Source organism: Cupriavidus sp. P-10, assembly GCF_003402535.2.
GTDB lineage: Bacteria > Pseudomonadota > Gammaproteobacteria > Burkholderiales > Burkholderiaceae > Cupriavidus.
Genome location: NZ_AP025170.1, coordinates 698,315 through 720,084, shown reverse-complemented (window position 1 = coordinate 720,084; position 21,770 = coordinate 698,315). Strand labels below are relative to the sequence as shown.

Annotated in this window: 20 protein-coding genes; 8 read left to right on the top strand and 12 right to left on the bottom strand. The window is 66.0% G+C overall.

The window, feature by feature from the left end:
* Positions 1-20 precede the first annotated feature (20 nt).
* The 3 genes from CTP10_RS03320 to CTP10_RS03310 all read left to right on the top strand — a co-directional run bounded on the left by CTP10_RS03320 (position 21) and on the right by CTP10_RS03310 (position 3,038).
* Entirely contained in the window at positions 21-998 is a 978-nt protein-coding gene (locus tag CTP10_RS03320; protein ID WP_116317322.1) for a type II secretion system F family protein, read from the top strand.
* A gap of 50 nt (positions 999-1,048) precedes the next feature.
* Positions 1,049-2,020 (top strand): type II secretion system F family protein, encoded by a 972-nt coding sequence (locus tag CTP10_RS03315; protein ID WP_116317321.1) that lies wholly within the window; start codon positions 1,049-1,051, stop codon positions 2,018-2,020.
* A gap of 232 nt (positions 2,021-2,252) precedes the next feature.
* On the top strand, positions 2,253-3,038 hold the full coding sequence (locus CTP10_RS03310; protein WP_116317320.1) for a metallophosphoesterase: 786 nt from the start codon (positions 2,253-2,255) through the stop codon (positions 3,036-3,038).
* Between the two features lie 139 nt (positions 3,039-3,177).
* Here the strand turns inward: CTP10_RS03310 and groL are convergent, their stop codons facing one another.
* From groL to CTP10_RS03255, 11 genes are all read right to left on the bottom strand, one after another.
* Positions 3,178-4,821 (bottom strand): chaperonin GroEL, encoded by a 1,644-nt coding sequence (gene groL, locus CTP10_RS03305; RefSeq protein ID WP_116317319.1) that lies wholly within the window; start codon positions 4,819-4,821, stop codon positions 3,178-3,180.
* A gap of 48 nt (positions 4,822-4,869) precedes the next feature.
* Complete coding sequence (gene groES / locus CTP10_RS03300; protein WP_008644494.1) at positions 4,870-5,160, bottom strand: co-chaperone GroES; 291 nt, start codon at positions 5,158-5,160, stop codon at positions 4,870-4,872.
* 677 nt (positions 5,161-5,837) lie between these two features.
* A complete protein-coding gene (locus CTP10_RS03295; RefSeq protein WP_116317317.1) occupies positions 5,838-6,617 on the bottom strand; it encodes a TorF family putative porin in 780 nt (259 codons plus the stop codon).
* Between the two features lie 194 nt (positions 6,618-6,811).
* Complete coding sequence (gene kdpC, locus CTP10_RS03290; RefSeq protein ID WP_116317316.1) at positions 6,812-7,435, bottom strand: potassium-transporting ATPase subunit KdpC; 624 nt, start codon at positions 7,433-7,435, stop codon at positions 6,812-6,814.
* Between the two features lie 56 nt (positions 7,436-7,491).
* Positions 7,492-9,714, bottom strand: a complete 2,223-nt coding sequence (gene kdpB, locus CTP10_RS03285) for a potassium-transporting ATPase subunit KdpB (protein WP_116317315.1) — start codon at positions 9,712-9,714, stop codon at positions 7,492-7,494.
* 104 nt (positions 9,715-9,818) lie between these two features.
* Positions 9,819-11,639 carry a potassium-transporting ATPase subunit KdpA gene (kdpA, locus tag CTP10_RS03280; RefSeq protein WP_116317314.1) on the bottom strand — a complete coding sequence of 607 codons (1,821 nt, stop codon included), beginning with the start codon at positions 11,637-11,639 and terminating at the stop codon, positions 9,819-9,821.
* A complete protein-coding gene (gene kdpF, locus CTP10_RS03275; RefSeq protein ID WP_116317313.1) occupies positions 11,639-11,728 on the bottom strand; it encodes a K(+)-transporting ATPase subunit F in 90 nt (29 codons plus the stop codon). Before kdpF ends, kdpA begins: the two co-directional genes overlap by 1 nt.
* Positions 11,728-11,892, bottom strand: a complete 165-nt coding sequence (locus tag CTP10_RS03270; protein ID WP_158577629.1) for a hypothetical protein — start codon at positions 11,890-11,892, stop codon at positions 11,728-11,730. Before CTP10_RS03270 ends, kdpF begins: the two co-directional genes overlap by 1 nt.
* Before the next feature lie 210 nt (positions 11,893-12,102).
* Positions 12,103-13,092: a Bug family tripartite tricarboxylate transporter substrate binding protein gene (locus CTP10_RS03265; protein ID WP_233527948.1), complete on the bottom strand. Its 990-nt coding sequence runs from the start codon at positions 13,090-13,092 to the stop codon at positions 12,103-12,105.
* Positions 13,093-13,210: 118 nt separating this feature from the next.
* Positions 13,211-13,984, bottom strand: coding sequence for an SDR family oxidoreductase (locus CTP10_RS03260; protein WP_233527947.1), 774 nt, complete (start codon positions 13,982-13,984; stop codon positions 13,211-13,213).
* Between the two features lie 52 nt (positions 13,985-14,036).
* On the bottom strand, positions 14,037-15,110 hold the full coding sequence (locus tag CTP10_RS03255; protein ID WP_116317312.1) for a TauD/TfdA family dioxygenase: 1,074 nt from the start codon (positions 15,108-15,110) through the stop codon (positions 14,037-14,039).
* 186 nt (positions 15,111-15,296) lie between these two features.
* On the opposite strand from CTP10_RS03255, the gene CTP10_RS03250 reads away from it, so the two are divergent.
* Positions 15,297-16,223 carry a LysR substrate-binding domain-containing protein gene (locus tag CTP10_RS03250; RefSeq protein ID WP_116317311.1) on the top strand — a complete coding sequence of 309 codons (927 nt, stop codon included), beginning with the start codon at positions 15,297-15,299 and terminating at the stop codon, positions 16,221-16,223.
* 40 nt (positions 16,224-16,263) lie between these two features.
* On the opposite strand, the gene CTP10_RS03245 is transcribed toward CTP10_RS03250, so the two are convergent.
* Positions 16,264-17,262, bottom strand: coding sequence for a Bug family tripartite tricarboxylate transporter substrate binding protein (locus CTP10_RS03245; protein WP_158577628.1), 999 nt, complete (start codon positions 17,260-17,262; stop codon positions 16,264-16,266).
* Between the two features lie 341 nt (positions 17,263-17,603).
* Here CTP10_RS03245 and CTP10_RS03240 point away from each other — a divergent pair, with 341 nt between their 5' ends.
* From CTP10_RS03240 to CTP10_RS03225, 4 genes are all read left to right on the top strand, one after another.
* Positions 17,604-18,659: a 3-keto-5-aminohexanoate cleavage protein gene (locus CTP10_RS03240; RefSeq protein ID WP_116317309.1), complete on the top strand. Its 1,056-nt coding sequence runs from the start codon at positions 17,604-17,606 to the stop codon at positions 18,657-18,659.
* 84 nt (positions 18,660-18,743) lie between these two features.
* Positions 18,744-19,568 (top strand): SDR family NAD(P)-dependent oxidoreductase, encoded by an 825-nt coding sequence (locus CTP10_RS03235; protein WP_116317308.1) that lies wholly within the window; start codon positions 18,744-18,746, stop codon positions 19,566-19,568.
* Positions 19,569-19,591: 23 nt separating this feature from the next.
* Entirely contained in the window at positions 19,592-20,344 is a 753-nt protein-coding gene (locus CTP10_RS03230) for a carboxymuconolactone decarboxylase family protein (RefSeq protein WP_116317307.1), read from the top strand.
* Between the two features lie 75 nt (positions 20,345-20,419).
* Complete coding sequence (locus CTP10_RS03225; RefSeq protein WP_116317306.1) at positions 20,420-21,763, top strand: MFS transporter; 1,344 nt, start codon at positions 20,420-20,422, stop codon at positions 21,761-21,763.
* Positions 21,764-21,770: the final 7 nt, after the last annotated feature.

The following is a 21,770-nucleotide window of genomic DNA, read 5'->3' as shown; positions in this document are numbered from 1 at the left end:
TTCAATCGGGGGAGACGCAAATGAGCACGATCTTCTATGCCTTCGGCATCCTGCTGTTCGCGGCGGTGGTGCTCTGCGTCGAGGGCATCTATCTCTGGTGGAACAATTACCACGGCCCCGCCGCCAAGCGTATCGAGGCGCGGCTGCGTGCGCTGTCCGCGGGCGGCCACGTCAATGCCGAACGCCTGTCGATTCTAAAGAAGCGCCTGCTCAGCGATTCACCGCGGATGCAGCAGTGGCTGATGCGGATGCCGCGCATCGGCTCGCTGGACCGCTGGCTGGAGCAGTCCGGCAGTTCCTGGTCGGTATCGCAACTGTTGGGCTACTGCGCGCTCGTGGTGCTGTGCACGGTCGCACTGATCCCACTGGTGCCGGTGCCGGCGCCGGTGGTGCTGGCCATTGCCGCCGTGGCCGGGCTGATGCCAGTGCTGCACGTGATGCGCCTGCGGATCAAGCGGATCAAGCAGATGGAGAAGCAACTGCCGGACGCCGTCGACATGATCAGCCGCTCCCTGCGCGCCGGGCACTCGTTCAGCGGTGCGCTGGGCATGGTCGGCCAGGAGATCAAGGCCCCGATCGGCCCCGAGTTCCGCACTACGTTCGAAGAAATCAACTACGGCGTGGCGCTGGACGAGGCCATGACCAACCTGGCAATCCGTGTGCCGGTGGGCGACCTGCGCTACTTTGTCATCGCCGTGCTGATCCAGCGCGAAAGCGGCGGCAACCTTGCCGAGATCCTCGACACCATCGCCAACATGGTGCGCGAGCGGCTGAAGCTGTTCGACAAGATCCGCGTGCTTTCTGCCGAAGGACGCCTGTCCGCATGGATCCTGGGCCTGCTGCCATTTGCGACCGCCGGCATGATCATGGTGGTCAACCCGGGCTTCATGAAGGTGCTGTGGGAAGACCCGATCGGGTGGCGCATGATCGGCGGCGCGCTGGTGTCGATGGTGTTCGGCGTGCTATGGATGCGCAAGATCATCCGCATCCGAGTATGAGACAACAACAGCAAGCCACGGCGGCACAACGGTCCTGAGGGGAGTCAATCATGCAAGGCATCATCGAGGGTATTCCTGCCGAGCAGCTGGTCGTGCTCGCGCTGGTCTTCGTGGCGGCATTCGGCACAGTGCTTGCCGTGATGTACGCGTTTTCACCGAACCGCATGCACGGACGCGTCGAGCAGCTCGCCGGCCAGGCAGGCATGCCCTCCGCTCCCGACGCGCGGCAGGCCTGGATCGAGAAGCTGGTGCGCCTGGCACAACCGGTGTCGCGGCTGTCCCTGCCCAAAGAGGGCTGGGAAAATTCACAGCTGCGCGTGCGCTTCACAAACGCCGGCTGGCGCAGCGCAAGCGCCGCGCCGCTGTATTTTGGTGCCAAGACCGTGCTAGCGCTGGTGCTGCCGATGACCGGGCTGCTGGCGCTGAATGGCCATCCAGCGTTCGAGGACCAGTACACGATGCTCGCCCTGCTGGCGCTGCTGGGCGCGATCGGCTACTACCTCCCCAACGTCGTGCTGGCACGCAAGGTTGCCGAGCGCCAACGCAAGGTCTTCGAGGAATTTCCCGACGTCATCGACCTGCTCACCGTGTGCGTGGAAGCCGGCCTCGGCCTCGACGCCGCGCTGATGCGGGTCGCCGACGAACTTGCGCTGCGCTGCCCGGTAATGGCCGACGAATTGCAGCTGATGCTGCTCGAACTGCGCTCCGGCTTCTCCAAGGAAAAGGCGCTGTCCAACCTGTCGCTGCGCACCGGCGTGGAGGATGTGGACAAGTTCGCCTCGATGCTGATCCAGGCCGACCGCTTCGGCACCAGCCTGGGCGAGTCGCTGCGGGTGCTGTCGGACATGCTGCGCACCAAGCGCCGCATGCTGGCCGAGGAAGAGGCCGCCAAGATCGCGCTCAAGCTGCTGTTCCCGCTGATCTTTACCATCTTCCCCTCGCTGCTGCTGGTGCTGCTGGGGCCGGCGTTTATCCAGATCTATCGCGTCCTGCTGCCGACCATGGCAGGACAGGGAGGATAGGACTCTCGGGTAACCCTGAACGGTTCCCCCGGCTGTCTCCCGGTGCAACGCCGGCCAGACAGTCCCTTGCCCGGACCTGGTTCCGGGCTTTTTTCCTTTCCGGCGGCACAGGCTACGGCCATCCGTTTCGCCCGGGGGACTTGACCACGGCGCCAGGCTTCTTAAGAATGCCACCACTGCCCCCGCCGACAGCGCGGCGCATGCAGCCCGACAACATCGCCCCGGAGTTCCCATGAAACTGCGCATCCTGAGCGACCTGCATATCGAGCACAACCTGCCGCAGGAAGTCCCCGGCTGCGATGCCGACATCGTGGTGCTGGCTGGCGACATCGCCAACGGCCGCGACGGCATCGACTGGGCTGCGCGCACCTTCGGCAAGCCCGTGGTCTATGTGCCGGGCAATCACGAGTACTACGAGAGCAACTTCAACGCCGTCGACCGGCAGATGGCCGAGGCTGCCGCGGACCACCCCGGCATGCACGTGCTCAACAATGCCGTCGCCGAGTTCGATAGCGCCAGGGGCCGCGTGCGCATCCTGGGCACGACCTGGTGGACCGACTACACGCTGTTCGGCGCCGACCGGCGCGAGGCTTCGATGCAGGCTTGCGCGGGCGTGATGCTCGATCACCGGCTGATCGAACTGGAAGGCGGCGATGGCAAGGCACGCCATTTCACCCCGGAAGACGCGCTGGCGCGCCACGAGGCTGCTTCGGCCTGGCTGGCCGCGCAACTGGCGCGGCCGTTCCAGGGCAAGACCGTGGTGGTCACGCATCATGGCCCGGACCTGGGCAGTCTCGACCCGCGCTACTCGCACGACCTGGTGTCAGGCGGGTTCCTGTCGCGCCGGCCAGACCTGGTGGCGCAGGCGGACCTGTGGATCCATGGGCATACGCACACCAGTTTCGACTACTGCATCGACGATTCACGCGTGGTGTGCAATCCGCGCGGCTATGTCAGCCGGCGGACGGGGGAACTGGAAAATGCGCGCTTTGACTGGTGCTACGTGGTGGAGGTCTGACCCTGAAGCCCCGCAAGTCATAAAGCAGGCAAGGCCCCCACAAACAAAAACCCCCGCGGGTTCGCACCCGCGGGGGTTTTTGCTGTGACAGCCTGCCGGCTCAGGTTGTGACACCCTGCCGGCAGTCGGTCGGCACAAATTACATCATGCCTTCCATGCCGCCCATGCCGCCCATGCCGCCCGGCATTGCCGGAGCCGACTCTTCCTTCGGCGATTCGGCAACAGCGCAGTCCGTGGTCAGCATCAGCGAAGCCACCGAAGCGGCGTTCTGCAGTGCGGTGCGGGTGACCTTGGTCGGGTCCAGCACGCCCATTTCGACCAGGTCGCCGTACTCGCCCGATGCCGCGTTGTAGCCGTAGTTGCCCTTGCCTTCGATGACCTTGGCAACGACGACCGACGCTTCTTCACCGGCGTTCAGCACGATCTGGCGCAGCGGCTCTTCCATGGCGCGCAGCACGATCTTGATACCGGCGTTCTGGTCCGGGTTTTCACCGGTCAGTGCCGAGATCGCAGCGCGGGCACGCAGCAGGGCCACACCGCCGCCGGGGACGATGCCTTCTTCCACCGCAGCGCGGGTGGCGTGCAGGGCGTCTTCCACGCGGGCCTTCTTTTCCTTCATTTCGACTTCGGTGGCAGCGCCAACCTTGATCACGGCAACACCGCCAGCCAGCTTGGCCACGCGCTCTTGCAGCTTTTCACGGTCGTAGTCCGAGGTCGCTTCTTCGATCTGGGCGCGGATTTGCTTCACGCGGCCTTCGATCGCACCTGCGTCGCCGGCGCCATCGATGATGATGGTGTTTTCCTTGCCGATTTCGATGCGCTTGGCCTGGCCCAGGTCGTTCAGGGTGGCCTTTTCCAGCGTCAGGCCGATTTCTTCAGCGATGACGGTGCCGCCGGTCAGGATGGCGATGTCTTCCAGCATGGCCTTGCGGCGGTCGCCGAAGCCCGGGGCCTTGACGGCGGCGGTCTTCAGGATGCCACGGATGTTGTTGACCACCAGGGTCGCCAGGGCTTCGCCCTCGACGTCTTCAGCGATGATCAGCAGCGGACGGCCGGCCTTGGCCACTTGCTCCAGCACCGGCAGCAGGTCGCGGATGTTCGAGACCTTCTTGTCGAACAGCAGCACGAACGGGCTGTCCAGCTGGACAACTTGCTTTTCCGGGTTGTTGATGAAGTACGGCGACAGGTAGCCGCGGTCGAACTGCATGCCTTCCACGACTTCCAGCTCGTCGGCCAGCGACTTGCCGTCTTCGACGGTGATCACGCCTTCCTTGCCGACCTTGTCCATGGCTTCGGCAATGCGCTCACCGATCGAGGTGTCGCTGTTGGCCGAGATCGCGCCAACCTGGGCGATTTCCTTGCTGGTGGTGGTGGGCTTGCTGACCTTCTTCAGCTCTTCCACGGCGGCGCCGACAGCCTTGTCGATACCGCGCTTCAGGTCCATCGGGTTCATGCCGGCGGCAACGAACTTCATGCCTTCGCGCACGATCGACTGGGCCAGCACGGTAGCGGTGGTGGTACCGTCACCGGCGTTGTCGCTGGTCTTGGAAGCCACTTCCTTGACCATCTGGGCGCCCATGTTCTGCAGCTTGTCCTTCAGCTCGATTTCCTTGGCCACGGACACGCCGTCCTTGGTCACGGTCGGGCCGCCGAAGCTGCGCTCCAGCACCACGTTGCGGCCCTTCGGGCCCAGGGTCACCTTGACTGCGTTGGCGAGGATGTTCACGCCTTCAACCATCTTGGCACGTGCGGCGTCGCCGAACACTACGTCTTTAGCTGCCATTCTTGAATCTCCTGAAATCTGTACGGGTGGTGTGCTGCAAGTAACGAATTACTTGTTGACCACGGCCATGATGTCTTCTTCGCGCATGACCAGCAGTTCCTGGCCATCCACCTTCACGCCCTGGCCGGCATACTTGCCGAACAGCACGCGATCGCCGACCTTGACGTCCAGGGCAATGTTGTTGCCCTTGTCATCCTTCTTGCCGGGACCAATCGCCAGCACTTCGCCTTGATCGGGCTTCTCGGCAGCGTTGTCGGGAATCACGATACCGGACGCGGTCTTGGTTTCGTTGTCCAGACGCTTCACGATCACGCGGTCGTGCAGAGGACGCAGGTTCATACGGACTCCTAGATACAAAAGTGAGTTTTCGATCACAAATCGGCCGGCTACCGAGGCGACGGCCGTCTGAAATGTTCAGGTGTCGCAAGGGGCACTTGATGCTGTTAGCACTCACCCCCGACGAGTGCTAATTATAGGGACGGGGTATGGCCATTTCAAGACAGCGGCTTTATGGGGGTTTTCCCGGACGGGCGATCGGGGTGGGAGCAGGCGGTACGGGCGAGTGCCCTACCGCTCTGTGGAGATGAGCCCTGGCTGGGCCGCCTGGTCAGTGACCCAGCCCCAGTCGATGCCCAGCTCGCGGTGGCAGGCAGGACAAGTCAGCGGCCGCGGCGCCTTCCCCGAGACCAGATCCTGCAAGGTCTCGGAGTGAACGTGCCCGCACACCGCGCAGGTGAAGAAGAGTGGGACAGGGGGTTTCATCGTCGTCTCGACAGGCAGGACTTTCAGGCTGCCAGATGCTCATCCCGCGCCACGGATGGCTGAGGAAGCAGGGCAATGGCCTCCTCCAGCATCAACGGGCCAGGCTTGACTATCGCATGTTGGGATGAACCCGCGCTTGCGGGTCACGTGTTGAACATGCCCTCATGCTAGCCAGCGCCGTCTAAATTTGATGTAAGGAGATAAGGCCGACGCATTAAATCCGCATCAAAATCGGCAGCGCCGGCCACGCGCGCTCAGAACGTCTTCGTCAAGGAAGCCCATGCGGTGCCACGGCCCATGTAGCGGCCCCTGGCATTGGTGTACACCGCCTTGTCGGCATTGGTGTCGATGTAGGCCACGGCCAGCGCGAATCCCTTGCCCAGGTCCTTGGTCAGGCCGATCTTCCAGTCCATATACGATGCATTGGCGACCTGCACCTTCTGGTAACCCACATGGGTGTTCAGCGTAAGGTCCCAGACATTGAGCGGCACGTTGGCGGTCAGGTCTACGTACCAGCTGTGCCTGCTGTCGGCGAAGCCAAAGAGATTGGTCGGGGCGTACGAGTACTTGAGCGTCACCGGACCGTAGCCCAGGGCCGCGTACACCTCGGTGGTGTACGGGCGCGTGTAGTTCGCCGGGTAGTCGCCCGGGTAGTAGTACTGCAGCATGCCGAGATCGTAGGTCCAGTCGCCACCGAACGTATTCTTGTAGCCGCCGTAGAAATCCATCTCGATCGGGGCCGACACCTCGGGATTGCTGTCTCCCAGCCAGCTGATGCTCGAATTCCAGTTGCCGAGGTAGAACCCACTCGCATGGCTGTAGTCGAACCCGCCCTGAATCGCCGGCCGGCGGTTCGTCTGCATCAGACCGCGGTAGCGGTAGTCGGTGGCGATCGAGAGGTTGGCCGTGAGCGTATGCGCAGACGGCTCGGCGTCAGGCTGGGATTGCGCCATGGCGGGCATGGCAGTGAAGGCAAGGATGGAAGATGCGGAACATGCGAGCAGCACGGCCGCGGTATGGCGCAGGTCAGTCATTGTTGATGCGACGAGAGTTGAAGGAATCCCCCGTTACCGGGAGCCTCGCCACGATATGGACTGACGCGTAAAAACGGCATCAAAAGCTGCAGCGTCCGTGTGCAAATTCGATAAAGGTGCCGGGATTTCGCGCGGGCAGGCCAGTGCCGCCGCGCCTCTGCGCGGCGGCGTCGTGGCACGCACGCGGCACCGTGCTACTTCCGTGCGATGGCATCCAACGCAAGGTTCAGCTTCAAGACATTGACGCCCGGGTCCCCCAGCACTGGCAGCAGCGGCGCTTCCGTGTGTGCGGCAACCAGCTGCTTCACCTGTTCGATCGGAATCCCCCTGACGCGGGCGACGCGCGCCACCTGGTATTCGGCGGCCGCGGGGCTGATGTGCGGGTCGAGCCCGCTGCCGGATGCCGTCACCAGATCCACGGGAACCGGCGCCTGATTGTCCGGATCTGCGGCGTGCAGTGCGTCGACGCGCGCGCGAGCGGCGTCGGTCAGCGCCGGATTGGCGGGCCCGAGGTTGGACCCCACCGAAGCCGCGCCGTTATACGGCATCGGTGCGGTGGCGGACAGCCGGCCCCAGAAGTACTTCGGGTCGGAGAACGGCTGGCCGATCAGTTCCGAGCCAACCACCTTGCCATCCTTCTCGATGAGCGAGCCGCCTGCCTGATGGGGGAACACGGCTTTGGAGATGGCCGTGATCACGCCGGGATACAGCAGACCAGTCACCAGCGAAAGGCCGACGAACACCACCAGCATTGGCCGCAACAAGCCACCCTGCACGGGTGCCGGAGACGGCTGCCGGGACTGCACTTGCGTATTCATGAATGCTCCGAATCGTAGAAGGGGTAGAGAGAGAGAGAGAGAGAGAGAGAAGCGAATCAGACCCAGCCGAACAGGGCCAGGATCATGTCGATCAGCTTGATGCCGGCAAACGGCACCAGGATGCCGCCAAGGCCGTAGATCAGCAGGTTGCGGCGCAGCAGCACCGCGGCGCCCAGCGGACGGTAGACCACGCCCTTGAGCGCCAGCGGGATCAGCACGACGATGATCAGCGCGTTGAAGATCACCGCCGACATGATGGCCGACGCCGGCGTGGCCAGCCCCATCACGTTGAGCAGGTTGAGCTGCGGATACGTGGTGGCAAAGGCCGCCGGGATGATCGCGAAATACTTGGCGATGTCGTTGGCCACGCTGAAGGTCGTCAGCGAGCCGCGCGTCATCAGCATCTGCTTGCCGATCTCGACAATCTCGATCAGCTTGGTCGGGTTGCTGTCCAGGTCGACCATGTTGCCGGCCTCCTTGGCCGCCTGCGTACCGCTGTTCATCGCCACGGCCACGTCGGCCTGGGCGAGCGCGGGGGCGTCGTTGGTGCCATCGCCGGTCATCGCGACGAGCCGCCCTTCTGCCTGGTACTCGCGGATCAGCTTGAGCTTGGCCTCCGGCGTGGCTTCGGCCAGGAAGTCGTCAACGCCTGCTTCCGCTGCGATCGACGCCGCCGTCAGCCGGTTGTCGCCGGTGATCATCACCGTCTTGATGCCCATCCTGCGCAGTTCGCCGAAGCGCTCGCGAATGCCGGTCTTGACGATGTCCTTCAGCTCGATCACGCCAAGCACGCGCACCGAATCGCCGTTGGCGTCGGCAACCACCAGTGGCGTGCTGCCGGCACGGGCGACCTCATCGACGGCCTGCAATACCGCATCGGGAAACTTGCCGGCGCGTTCCGTGACGTACCGGCGCACGGCAGCCGCGGCACCCTTGCGCACGTGACGCTCGCCGCCGTCATCGCGCAGATCCACTCCGCTCATGCGGGTCTGCGCACTGAACGGCACGAACTCCGGCTTCAGGCTTGCCATCGCCGGCGCGGTCACCCCCGGCAACTGGCGGGCCAGCGTGATGATGCTGCGCCCTTCCGGCGTTTCGTCGGCCAGCGACGACAGCCACGCCGCTTCCGCGAGCTGCAACGGCGACACGCCCGGCGCCGGAATGAAGCGCGAGGCCTGGCGGTTGCCATGGGTGATGGTGCCGGTCTTGTCGAGCAGCAGCACGTCTACGTCGCCGGCGGCTTCTACAGCCCGGCCCGAGGTGGCGATCACGTTTGCTTCCATCATCCGGCTCATGCCGGCCACGCCAATCGCGGAAAGCAGCCCGCCGATCGTGGTCGGGATCAGGCACACCAGCAGCGCCACCAGCACGGTGATCGTGACCGGCACGCCCGCCTTGGCCACCAGGACGCTGTAGAGCGAGAACGGCTGCAGCGTGGCCGTGGCCAGCAGAAGCACGATGGTCAGCCCCACCAGCAGGATCGTCAGGGCCAGTTCGTTCGGCGTCTTCTGCCGCTTGGCGCCTTCGACCATCGTGATCATGCGGTCGATGAAGCTTTCGCCGGGGTTGGTCGTGACGCGCACCACGATCCAGTCGGACAGCACGCGCGTACCGCCGGTCACCGACGAGAAGTCACCGCCCGACTCGCGGATCACCGGCGCCGATTCGCCCGTGATGGCGCTTTCGTCGACCGAGGCCACGCCGTCGATCACTTCGCCATCGCCCGGGATCATTTCGCCCGCCTCGACGAGCACCACGTCGCCGCGTCGCAGCGCGGTCGCTGGGCGCGCTTCGGTGGCGCTGCCGCGCTTGCCGTCCTTGAGCACGCGCGCGGTGACAGTGGTCTTCAGGCCGCGCAGCGCCTCGGCCTGTTGCTTGCTCCGGCCTTCGGCAAGCGCCTCGGCAAAGTTTGCGAACAGCACCGTGAACCAGAGCCACACCGCAACCGCCAGGATGAAGCCGGCGGATTCTCCACCGGCGGCTGCCGGCGCGGCCAATGCCTTCAGGAAAAGAATGGTCGTCAGGATGCTGCCCGCGTAGACCACGAACATCACCGGGTTGCGCAGCTGGTCGCGCGGCGACAGCTTCCTGAAGGCCGCGACCAGCGCGGGCTTCACCAGCTCCGGCGCGAACATGCTGCGCGCTGGCGGGCGATGATGGTGCGAACCGTGTTGCCGGTCCGACACCGGCGCGCTCTTCGCCTGAGGCGTGTTGGAGGCAGATGCGCCGGTCCTGTTGGCGCCGCCCTTGGCCACCGGGGCCGTCGATTCATGTCGCATGGTTGCTCCGCAATCCGCTGGAGACGGACGGCACCTGCATTGGCGAGTCAGTGCAGGGGCCGAACGTGTCAGGAATGCTCGATATGTTTTTGTCAGAGGTCGATTTACCTGGCCACCGTTGCCGCCGCCGTGCCCTGCAGCTGCTCGGCGACCGGCCCCAGCGCCAGCGCCGGGACATAGGTCAGCGCACCGACCAGCAGTACCGTGCCCACCAGCAGGACGACAAACAGCGGGCCGTGCGTCGGCATCGTGCCGCCGCTCGCCGGGACGCGCTTCTTGGCTGCCAGCGAGCCCGCCAGCGCAAGGACCGGGATGATGATCCAGAACCTGCCGAACCACATGGCCGCCGCCAGCAGCGTGTTGTAGAACGGCGTGTTGGCGGACAGGCCCGCAAAGGCGCTGCCATTGTTGTTGGCCGCCGACGAGAGTGCATACAGGATCTCGGAGAAGCCGTGCGTGCCGGGATTGAACACACCGGCGCGCCCCGCCTCGGCCATCACCGCCACCGACGTGCCGAGCAGCACCAGCAGCGGCGTGACCAGGATCGCCACGGCCGTCATCTTCATTTCGTAGACTTCGATCTTCTTGCCGAGGTACTCCGGCGTGCGGCCGATCATCAGGCCGGCGATAAACACCGCGAGCACGGCGTAGACCAGCATGCCGTACAGCCCCGAACCCACGCCGCCAAACACCACCTCGCCCAGCTGCATCAGCAGCATCGGCACCAGGCCACCGATGGCGGTGAAGGAGTCATGCATGGCGTTGACGGCGCCGCACGATGCCGCCGTCGTGATGGTGGCGAACAGTGCCGATGCCGCGATGCCGAAGCGTGTTTCCTTGCCTTCCATGTTGCCGCCGGCCTGCCACATCGACGCGGCGTGATCCACCGGCAGCCCGGCCAGCGCCGTATTGGCCATCTGCTCGGACATCGCCGCCACGCAGGCCATCGCGACAAAAATGACCGTCATGGAAGCCAGCACCGCCACACCCTGTCGCCTGTCTCCCACCATCTCGCCAAAGGTGAAGCACAGCGCCGCCGGGATCAGGAAGATCGCCAGCATCTCGATGAGGTTGGCCAGGCCATTCGGGTTTTCGAACGGATGCGCCGAGTTGGCATTGAAGAAGCCGCCGCCGTTGGTGCCCAGCATCTTGATGGCTTCCTGCGAGGCAACCGGGCCCATCGCCAGCGTCTGCTTGTCGGTCTTCAGGTCTTCCGCCACCGGCTTGCCTTGCGCATCGAGCACCGGCTGCCCGGCCGCGTCGACCTTCGGCTGGCTGTATTCGGCCGGCGTGACCAGGCTGGCTTCCTTGTAGGCGTCGAAATTCTGGATAACGCCCTGGCTGACCAGCGCCAGCGCAATCACGGTCGCGATCGGCGCCAGCACGTACAGCGTGACCCGCGTCATGTCGACCCAGAAGTTGCCGATGGTGGCGGCGCTCTGGCGCGCAAAGCCGCGGATCAGCGCAAACACCACGGCGATGCCGGTTGCCGCGGACAGGAAATTCTGCACGGTGAGCGCGAGCATCTGGGTCAGATAGCCCATGGTCGACTCGCCGGCATAGCCTTGCCAGTTGGTGTTGCTGACAAAGCTGATGGCCGTGTTGAAGGCCGAGTCCGGCGTAATGGCACCGAAGCCTTGCGGGTTCAATGGCAGCATGCCTTGCACGCGCTGCAGCGCATAGACCGCCACCACGCCAAGCAGGTTGAAGGCCAGCACCGCGATGGCGTACTGCTTCCACCCCATCCCGGACTCGGCACGCACGCCGCCCAGTCGATACAGCACCCGTTCCAGCGGACGGCCCCAGGCGGTCAGCGAATAGCTGCCGTCCTCCACCGCACGCCGGAGATAGCGGCCGAGAAAAGGGGCGCACGCCAGCAGGACGGCGAGATAGAGGACCAGCAGGCCCACGAATTGGGAGGACATCAGAATTTCTCCGGCCGGAACAACGCAATGAGGAGGTAGGCAAAAATGGCAACGGCCAGCGCGCCGCTCAACAGGTCCGTCCAGCTCATCACAACCCCCTGTCCGTTGCGCTGTTCTTTACCGGCATCTGGTGATGCGGGCCGCCGTGTTCGCTGCGTGCCGGCGCGTTGGGCGCGAGCGCAGCGCAAAGCCCGAGCAGGGCTGCGCTCAGCACCGCGAAGCCGATCAATACGATCAAGTAGATCCCGTCCATGACAAAGCACCTTTGAATGGTTTCGCCTTGCAGCTTAGCGACGGGGTCGTAAAAACCGGGTAGAAAGGTGATCGGTGCGTATAAAGAACGTATAAAGATGCGCAGGAGCGCGCGCTGCGGCGCTGTCTGTCGGCGCGAGCCGGCCGCTCGAAGCGCTGTACCCTACGCGCGCCGCCGCGTAGCAAACGGTCCGCCGTAGCGGACCGTTGCTCAGTCGACCTGGATCCGCGCCGTCGTCGCCAGCGCTTTCCACGCCCGGATATCGCTCTGGATCACCCGCGCGAACTGTTCCGGCGAGTTCTTCTCGACCCACAGCAAGCCCTGCTGCGTGAAGCTGGCCTGCAATGCCGGCGCCACCATCACCCTGGCGATTTCCTCGTTGAGCCGCAGCACGATGCCGGCAGGCGTATGCGCCGGAACGAATACGCCGTACCAGCCATCGAGATCCAGGTCGAAGCCCTGCTGCTTCAGCGTCCGCACCTCCGGCAACATCGGCGAGCGCCGCGTGCCGGTCATGGCGAGCGGCACCAGCTTGCCGGCCTGGATCAGCGACAGCGGCGAGCGTGCATCCACGAACGCAATGCTGACGACCCCGCCCTGCAGATCGGTAAGCAGTTGCCCCATGGTCTTGTACGGGATATGCCGCATGCGCAGGTCGCGCGCGCGGGCAATGGCTTCCATCGCCAGGTGTCCGGTCGAGCCGACGCCCCAGGTGCCGTACGCAATGTTGGGATGCGCGCGGACGTATTCGACGAAGCCTGCGAGGTCGCGCACCGGGGTCTCGGCCGTCGCCACCAGCAGCACCCCGCCGGCGCTGACCTGGATCACCGGCGCGAGGTCCCTGAGGGTGTCGTAGGGCATGGTGTCGCGCAGGGCCGCGTTGATTGCGATGGCGGAGGCGTTGCTGAAGAGGATGGTATAGCCGTCGGGTGCCGCCTTGGCCGCCAGGTTGTTGCCGACGATGCCGTTGGCGCCCGCGCGGTTTTCCACCACGACCGGTTGCCGCAGCGCGCGCGCGAGCGGCTCGGCGAACACCCTGGCGATCAGGTCGGTGCCCGAGCCCGCGCCGCCCGGCACGATCATCCGCAACGGCCGCGATGGCCACGCCGGAGGGGCCGCGGCTTGAGCGAACACCCTTGGGGCGAGGCACGCCGCCATCGCGGCGGGGATCAGGTCCTGCAACCATCTGCGTCGGTTCATGGTTGTCTTCTTCCGGGATTGTCCTGCCATGCATTGACCGCACGCCGCTGCCAGGTGCTGCTCGCACCATGGCAGCGGCCGTGTCGGCCGCCGGTGCTGCTAAGCTGCTCAGCCGCGCTCAGCCGCGCTTAAGCGGCGGCTGGAAGCCAAGGAAGGCGCGATTCCAGGTGGGGCTGATGACCAGCTCGTTCACGGTGGCGCGCGCCGGCAGGGACACCACGAACGCCACGGCGTCGGCCACGTCTTCCGGCTGCAGCATGCGGGCTAGGTCTTCCGCGGCGGGCGGCGTGGGCCGGTTGATCAGGATCGGCGTGGCGGTCTCGCCGGGATAGATGGCGCACGCGCGGATGCCGTGGGCGCACTCCTCCATCGCCACGGAAGTTGTCATCGCCGCCATGGCGTGCTTGCTGGCGCCGTAGGCGGCGCCCGTCAGCGCCGACGCATGGCGCCCCGCCCACGACGAGATATTGATGATGGTGCCCTCCCCCTTGTCGCGCATGCCGGGCAGCACCGCGTGCATGCAGTAGAACGCGCCGTTGAGGTTGATGTCGATGACCTGGTCCCAGTCGGCCGGCGTCAGCCTGGACAGCCTGCGGTTGACCACGTTGATGCCGGCCGCGTTGACGAGGATGTCGATGGCGCCGACGCGCTCCTGCAGCTGCCGGCCGGCGGCGGCCACGGCCTCGCGGTCGGAGACGTCCAGCGGCAGCGCGATCACGCGCTCATTGCCGCATTCGGCGGCCAGCGCGGCGATCGCCGCTTCGCTGCGCGCGGAGATCACGACGGTCGCGCCGGCTTGCCACAGCGACAGCGCGCAGGCGCGGCCGATGCCGCTGGAGCCGCCGGTGATCCAGGCGGTCTTGCCGTGCAGGGAAATCATGGGGGCGTGCATTGCGGGGTTCCTTTGTCTGGGATGGCTGAAGAGAGTTGGCGCGCGGTACGCATCAATGCGTGGTCACGCCCATGATCTGGTTGACGTCATAGATCGGCGGACGCGGGTTCTTCGCCCACGCGTCGGTCAGCAGGTAGCGCAGCCGGAAGCTCTCCGGCACGTCGGCCAGGCCCGGCGTGAACAGCCACAGCCGCAGCAGGTGGCGCTTGCGGTCAAGCTCGGGATGGTCCTCGTAGCTGGTGCGCGAGTGCAGCACGACGTAGTTGTTCAGGAACTGCATGTCGCCGGGCGCCAGCGCCATGTCGATGCGGAAGCGCGGGTCCTGCGTGTATGCGTCGAACTGGTCGAGCGCGGCAATATCCTCGGGCGCCAGACGCGGCGCGTCCGGGAAGCGCTGCGCGGTATTGATGAAGCTGCGGATATAGCGGTTGAACAGCCGGCCGTTGTGCCAGCTGAAGACATGCGTCATCGTGTACGGCGCCTGGCCCGGCGCTTCTTCGTGCCGGCGGTCGAAGGCAAAGGGCTGGTACAGCCGTGCCAGCAGTTCGGGATGCTCGCGCAGCATGGCGTTGTGGATGCCCATCGAACTGGCAATGCTGCTCATGCCGCCACGGCGCGCCGTGCGCAGGCACAGCAGGCCGACCACGTCGGCGCCATCGGTATGGAACGGCAGCCGATGGCGGGACTGGTAGCCGCGCGCCGTCATGTCTTCCTTCGGGTCCTTGCCAAGGTCCCAGACGTGGCCCAGCACGTCGCCAAACGCGTTCTGCGCGACGGCGCGGCCCAGGTGCATGCCGATGCCCCAGTAGATCGTGCCGGCATCCATCTTGGAATAGCGCTCGACCGGCAGTCCGCGCAGCAGCACCACGCCCAGCCCCCGTTCCAGGCGATGGCGCAGGACTTCGAGCTTCGCGGCAAGGCTGCCGAGGGGGAATGTCTCCTTGCAGATGGCCGGCACGGCGAGCCCAAGCGATTTCGTATGCGCCAGCGCTGCGTCGAGTTGCGCGATTTCGTCCGCGCCCAGCCAGACCACCCATTCACCCTCCCTTGCGGCAATGTCGCTGGCCTCCCACGCCGCCGGGGTCTCCACCGCCTTCAGTGCTGCTGCCGTCTGTGCTGCTTCCATTGCTGTCTCCTTGTTGTCTCGGCGCCAGTGCCGGGCCGGTGCAGCCATTGTGCGAAGGCAGCGTGCGCATGACTAATGAAAAGTGATGCGACTGACCAAACCAAAAGGTAATATCGCCCACGGCGACGCCTTGCCTTCACCGGCCGCGCCGCAACGAATCACGCTTGGTTTCTAGGGGTTTTCAGCATGGATGCGATCGGCTTCCTGCGCAGCGGACTAAAGCTGCGCCATCTCCGTCTGGTCATAGCACTGGAGGAGTACCGGCAGGTCGCGCGTGTCGCGAACGCGATGAACATCACGCAGCCGGCGGTATCGAAGGCGCTGACCGAGGTCGAGGAAGGGCTGGGCTACCCCTTGTTCGTGCGCCAGCCCCGCGGCATCGAGCCCACGCCGCACGGCATGATCTTTGTCCGCTATGCGCAGTCGATCCTGGACGAACTGGACCGCGCCGGCGATGAACTGCTGGCGCTGGGGCAAGGCGCATGCGCATCGATTGCCGTCGGCGCCATGCCGGGTTCGACGCTGGCGCTCGCGCCGCGCATCATCGCGCTGGCCAAGGCGCGCAGGCCGACGCTGAATATCGCGGTGTACGAGGCGCCGATGGACGTGCTGATGGGCCAGTTGCGCACGGGGCGGCTGGACATCGTGCTGGGTGCGCTATCGGAACGTGCCACGGCCGGGGACATCGAGCAGCGCCACTTGTATGAGGAAGTGATGCGCGTGGCGGTCCACCCGGAACATCCGCTGGCGGCCTGCGCGACGGTGGACTGGCCCGACCTTGTGGCGTACCCGTGGGTCGTGCCGCCGCGCACGGCGCGGCTGCGCCAGAGCCTGGACGCGTCGCTGCGGCGCATGAAGGTGGAGGTGCCGGCCAACCATGTCGAGTCCGTATCGGCTGGCCTGGTGCTGGGCCTGCTGGAGGCGATGCAGGCGGTGGCGATGATGACCGGGCGCCTGGCGCGCACCTATGAAGCGCGCGGCCTCGCCCATGTCCTTCCGCTGGAGATACCGGGCGTGCTGCTGCCGGTGTCCACCTTCACGCTGGCCGGCAAGGCCCCCTCGCCGGCCATCGAGCTGTTCCAGCATTGCGCGGAGCTGGCCGCGGCCGGCTGACTTGCCTGCTGTTCGCCCCGCGCCCCGCCCCCGCGCCCCGCTATTCCGGCTTGATGCCGTTGATCCTGACCACGTTGGCCCACGTGGCATAGTCGTTGCGCACCGTGCGCGCGAACTCGTCCGGCGTGGTCAGCGGCGGATCGGTCATCATGTTGAGCTGCTGGAAGCGCGTGCCCAGCGCCGGCGAGCGCAGCGCCTTGTTGATCTCCCGGTTCAGCGTCGCGACGATCTCGCGCGACGTCCCTTTAGGCACGAACAGCCCGTACCAGCCCTCGTTGGTCATCGGGAAGCCTTGCTCGGCCATGGTCGGCACATCGGGGAACGCCGGCGCGCGGTGCTTGCCCGTGATGCCCAGCGGGCGGATCTTGCCGCTCTTCACCAGCGGCACCGAGGTGGTGATATCGACAAAGGCGATCTTCAGCACGCCGCCCTGCAGGTCGGTCAGGATCGGCGGCACGCCCTTGTAGGGCACATGGGTCAGATCGATGCCCGCCAGCGTGTGCAGCTGCGCCATGGCAAGGTGCCCGCCCGAGCCGATCCCCCAGCTGCCGTAGTCATACTTGCCGGGCTGCGCCTTGACCGTTGCCACGAAGGACTTCATGTCCCTGGCCGGAAAGTCCGGCGTGACCACCAGCAGCACGCCGCCCGAGCCGATCTGCGCGACCGGCACCAGGTCATCGACGATGTTGAACGGCAGCTTCGGCTGGATCGCCTGGTTCATCACGGTAGCCGAGGCACTCGCCAGCAGCACGGTATAGCCGTCCGGCTGCGCGCGCACGACGGCATCGACCGACAGCTGGCCGTTGGCGCCGGGCTTGTTGTCGACCACCACGGGCTGCTTCAGTGCTTGCGAGATCTGTTCGGCGAACACGCGCGCCAGCACGTCGGGGCCGCTGCCGCCCGGGCTCGGCACGACCATGCGGATAGGGCGTGACGGCCATGTGCCCTGCGCGAGGACGGGGGCGGCTGCCAGTGCGGTGGCGGTCAGTACTGCGAGATGCCATGCGCGCTTGCCGCGGCATGTCGGGCTTGATTTCATATTGTCTCCGTAAGCCCACGCCGCTTCTGTGGATGCGATGCCCGAGGTCGATGGTGCCGATGGCATCGGTGGCGTGTGTGCACCGGGATTTTGCGCACGGTCCGGCCGCAAAAACCAATGAAATAAAACCGCGGAAACATAAGCGACTGGTCATGCCAGCACGGCGCGGATGGCACGGCAAGCCGTGCCCGGAGCGCTTCCCGGGCCCCAGCGTTCGGGTTTTCACCAGCTGTGCCAAAGGGATAGGAAATAGTGACAGCAGGATAAACGCCGCATGCGGCCGGCGTCCAGAATACCTGCACCGCCCCCGTGCAGAGGGCTTCACCATCAGGAGACTATCCATGCATTTTCTCGACGACAGCCTGCTTCCCGAAAACCAGGAAAAACTGGTGATCCAGGTCGCTCCCTACGGCCCGCAGTGGCTGCCCTCCGACTCGGACGACATCCCGGTCAGCATGGATGCGCAGATCCAGAAGGCGGTCGATTGCTACAACGCCGGCGCCACGGTGCTGCACGTGCATGTGCGCGAGTCGGACGGCAAGGGCTCCAAGCGCATCTCGATGTTCAACGAGATGCTGGCGCGCCTGCGTGAAGCCGTGCCCGACATGGTGCTGCAGGTCGGCGGCTCGATCTCGTTCGCGCCCGAAGGCGAAGGCAAGGCCGCCGAGTGGCTGGACTATGACACGCGCCACATGCTGGCCGCACTCGATCCGAAGCCTGACCAGGTCACGATCGCGATCAACACCAGCCAGATGAATATCTGCGAGATGCTGACCGCCGACGACGTGCAGGGCACCATCCTCGAGAAGCCCGAATACTTCAACGCGTACAGCGAAATGGTGGTCGACTCCAAGCCGTCGTTCTTCATCGAGCACCTGGAGCGCCTGGCCAGGGCCGGCATCCAGCCGCACTTCATGCTCGGCCACGTGGCGCAACTGGAGACGGTGGAGCGCCTGATCCGCAAGGGCCTGTACCGCGGCCCGCTGATCCTGAACTACGTCGCCATCGGCGGCGGCGCGGCGGGCCTGCACCCGGCCGACATGATCGAATTCGCGCGCCGCACGCCGGACGGCGCGGTGCTGACGATCGAAAGCGCGATGCGCGCGGTGCTGCCGATGAACGCGATGGCGATTGCGCTGGGCCTGCATGTGCGCGTGGGCATCGAAGACAACCTGTGGGGCCGCAAGGGCGAGCGCATGACCTCCGTGCAGCAGATCGAGCAGACCGTGCGCCTGGCGCGCGAGCTTGGCCGCGATGTGGCCAACGGCAAGGAAGCGCGCCGCATCTACAAGATCGACGAGTGGTACGACAGCGCCGACGAGACCATCCGCCAGCTCGGCATGGCACCGAACCGCAAGCCGGGCCAACGCGGTTTCCCGGTACCCGGCAGCGTCTGAGCGCAGTCACCCGCCACGGCGCGCCATGCTTCGGCCGCGCGTGCCGTCGGCCTCTGAACACAGCCCCCTTTGCAGCAACCGATCATGAAACTGACCAACAAGATCGCCGTGGTGACCGGCGTCGGCCCCGGCCTGGGCCAGGGCATCGCCGTGGCGCTGGCGCGCGCAGGCGCCGACCTGGTGATCTGCGACATCAACCCGGCATCGCTGGCCGCGGCGCGCGAAGCGGTGCTGGCCGAAGGCCGCCGCTGCCTTTCCGTCGTCTGCGACGTATCGTCGAGCCAGCAAGTGGCCGACATGTTCGCGCAGGCGCGCGAGACCTTCGGCACGGTGCATATCCTCGTCAACAACGCCGCGCTGACCCCGAACCGACCGGTGGACACCGAGCGCCGCAACAAGCTTTACGCGTACCTGCAGACACCGGTGCCGCGCGCGTCGCTGGGCTTTACCAGCGAGATCACCGACGAGGAATGGCTGCGCTACTGGGGCGTGAACGTACACGGCACGTTCTACTGCACGCGCGAGGCGCTGCGGCTGATGCAGCCGCAACGCTACGGCCGCATCGTCAATATCGCCTCGATTGCCGGGATCTCGTCCCGCAGCGCGCACAGCCCGCACTACAGCGCCACCAAGGGCGCGGTGGTTGCCTTCACCCGCTCCGTGGCGCTGGAAGTGGCCGGCGCCAATATCTGCGTCAACGCCATGGCGCCCGGTGGGGTCGCGACGCCGGCCTTCAATGAATACCTGGAAAAGATCGGCGAAGACGGCCGCAACCGGCTCTGGCAAAGCTGCCCGGCGGGCCGCTTCGGCACCGTGGAGGAATACGCCGCCACCGTGCTGCACCTCGCCAGCGACGAACACTACCTGGTCGGCCAGGTCATCAGCCCCAACGGCGGCTCGGCCATCTGAGCCCATCCCGGATTTCGACAGCCATGCAACACAACCTCTTTCCCCACTACAAGGCGCTGCGCGACACCGGTGCGCTCGGCAGCGAGCTCGATCCGCTGACCGAATGGGATCCCAAGTGGATTGCCAGCTGGGTCGCGCTGGCCCGCGATGCGCAGGCCGAAGGCGTACTTGACCCCAAGCTGGTGGCGCTGATCCGCCTGAATATCGACGTCACCGCCACGCACCTGTACAAGCCGGGCGTGTCGCGCCACGTGCGCGAAGCCATCCGGCTGGGCGCCACGCGTGCCGAGATCCTGGAAGTCTTCAAGCTCGCCAGCGTGGTCGGCATCCATGCCTGCGCGGTCGGCGTGCCGGCACTGGCCGAGGAACTGGCGCGTGCCGGCATCTCCGATGAACCCGCTGTTGCGTCAGTCACGCCCGGCGCCACGCCCGTGTGCGACGCGGTGCGCGCCAACGGCATGTTCAATCCGCTGTGGGAAACGCTGTACCGCTGGGATCCGCAGTACCTGGAGAAATTCCTGGCGATGGGCTTCGGCCTGTGGCAGGACAACATCCTGCCGCCGCTGTGGATCGAGTTCCTCTGCATCGCCGGCGATGCGGCAATCACCCACATGTACGGCCACGGCACCCAGCGGCATATCGAAGCCGCGCTGCGCCTCGGCGCCACGCGCGCGCAGATCCTGGCCGTGCTGAAGATCGTCAGCCTGCAAGGCATCGAGACCTGCGAACTCGCGGTGCCGATGCTGGACCGCGCCATGCGGGAAACCGCAGCCTGACCCCGCGACCGGCTTGCTCCCCGCTCCCGCTTGCGGGAGCGGGGAGACAACAGCCGCAAAGCCCAGGAGTACCAAGTGCAACCACTCGCCCCCGCCTCGGCCATTGCTTCGGCACCACTGCAGGATGCCGGCTCGCTTGCCGCCCTCTACCGCAAGATCACGTGGCGGCTGCTGCCGTTCCTGTTCGCGGCCTATGTGCTGAACACGATCGACCGCATCAACATCTCGTTCGCCAAGTTGCGCATGGCCAGCGACCTGGGTCTCTCGGATGCGGCCTACGGCATCGGCGCGGCGGCCTTTTTCGCCGGGTACATCCTGTTCGAGGTGCCCAGCAACCTCTATATGCAGAAGACCGGCGCGCGCCGGACCATCACGCGCATCCTGCTGCTGTGGGGCCTCGCAACCGTCGCCACCAGCCAGGTCAATTCGCCCGAGGCGCTCTACGTCGCGCGCTTCCTGCTGGGCGTGGCCGAGGCCGGCTTCTTCCCGGGCGTCATCCTGTACCTGACCTACTGGTTCCCGGCGCAGCGCCGCGGACGGATCACGTCGCTGTTCCTGATGTCGGGCACCTTCGCCGGCATGATCAGCGGCCCGCTGGCGGCGGCGATCATGCTGCACCTGGACGGGTGGCTGGGGCTGCGCGACTGGCAGGCGCTGTTCGTGGTGGAAGGCCTTCCCGCAATGCTGCTGGGCCTGGTTGCCTGGCGCTACCTCGACGACAGTCCGGCGCAGGCAGCGTGGCTCACGCCGGCGGAGAAGGCCATGCTCGCGAGCGACCTCGGCAAGGAAGGCCACGCGCGCCAGCACGGCGGCATCCGGGCGCTGCTCAGGGATCCACGCATCTATGTCATCGGCCTGACCTTCCTGTCCATCTATGCCTGCACCAACACCATCGCCTACTGGATGCCGACGCTGATCCAGGGCTTCGGTGAAGCGCACATGGCACGCATCGGCTGGATCTCCACCCTGCCCTATGTACTCGGCCTGTTGACGATGTACCTGCTCGCGCGCAGTTCGGACCGCCGCCTGGAACGGCGCTGGCATGTGGCGGGCTGCCTGCTGGTGGCGGCCGCCAGCTTCCTGCTGATGGGCGTCCTGCGCGGCGAACTGATGCCGGCGGTGGCGTGCATGACGGTCGGCTCCGCCGCGTGCCTGGCCGCGCTGCCGGTGTTCTGGACGATTCCGCCGGCCTACCTGGGCGGCAACCAGGCCCCCGCCGGCATCGCGCTGGTCAGCAGCCTGGGCGGCGTGGCGGCCTTGCTCAGCCCGATCGCGGTGGGTGCGATCAAGACCCGCACCGGCGACCTGTACCTGGCCTTCGACCTGCTTGCCGCGCTGCTGGCGGTGGGTGCCGTGGCCTTGCTGCTGGCGCTGCCGGGGCGGTTGCTGGAGCGCGCGGACAGCGGGGATCGCCGCTGAGCGCCCG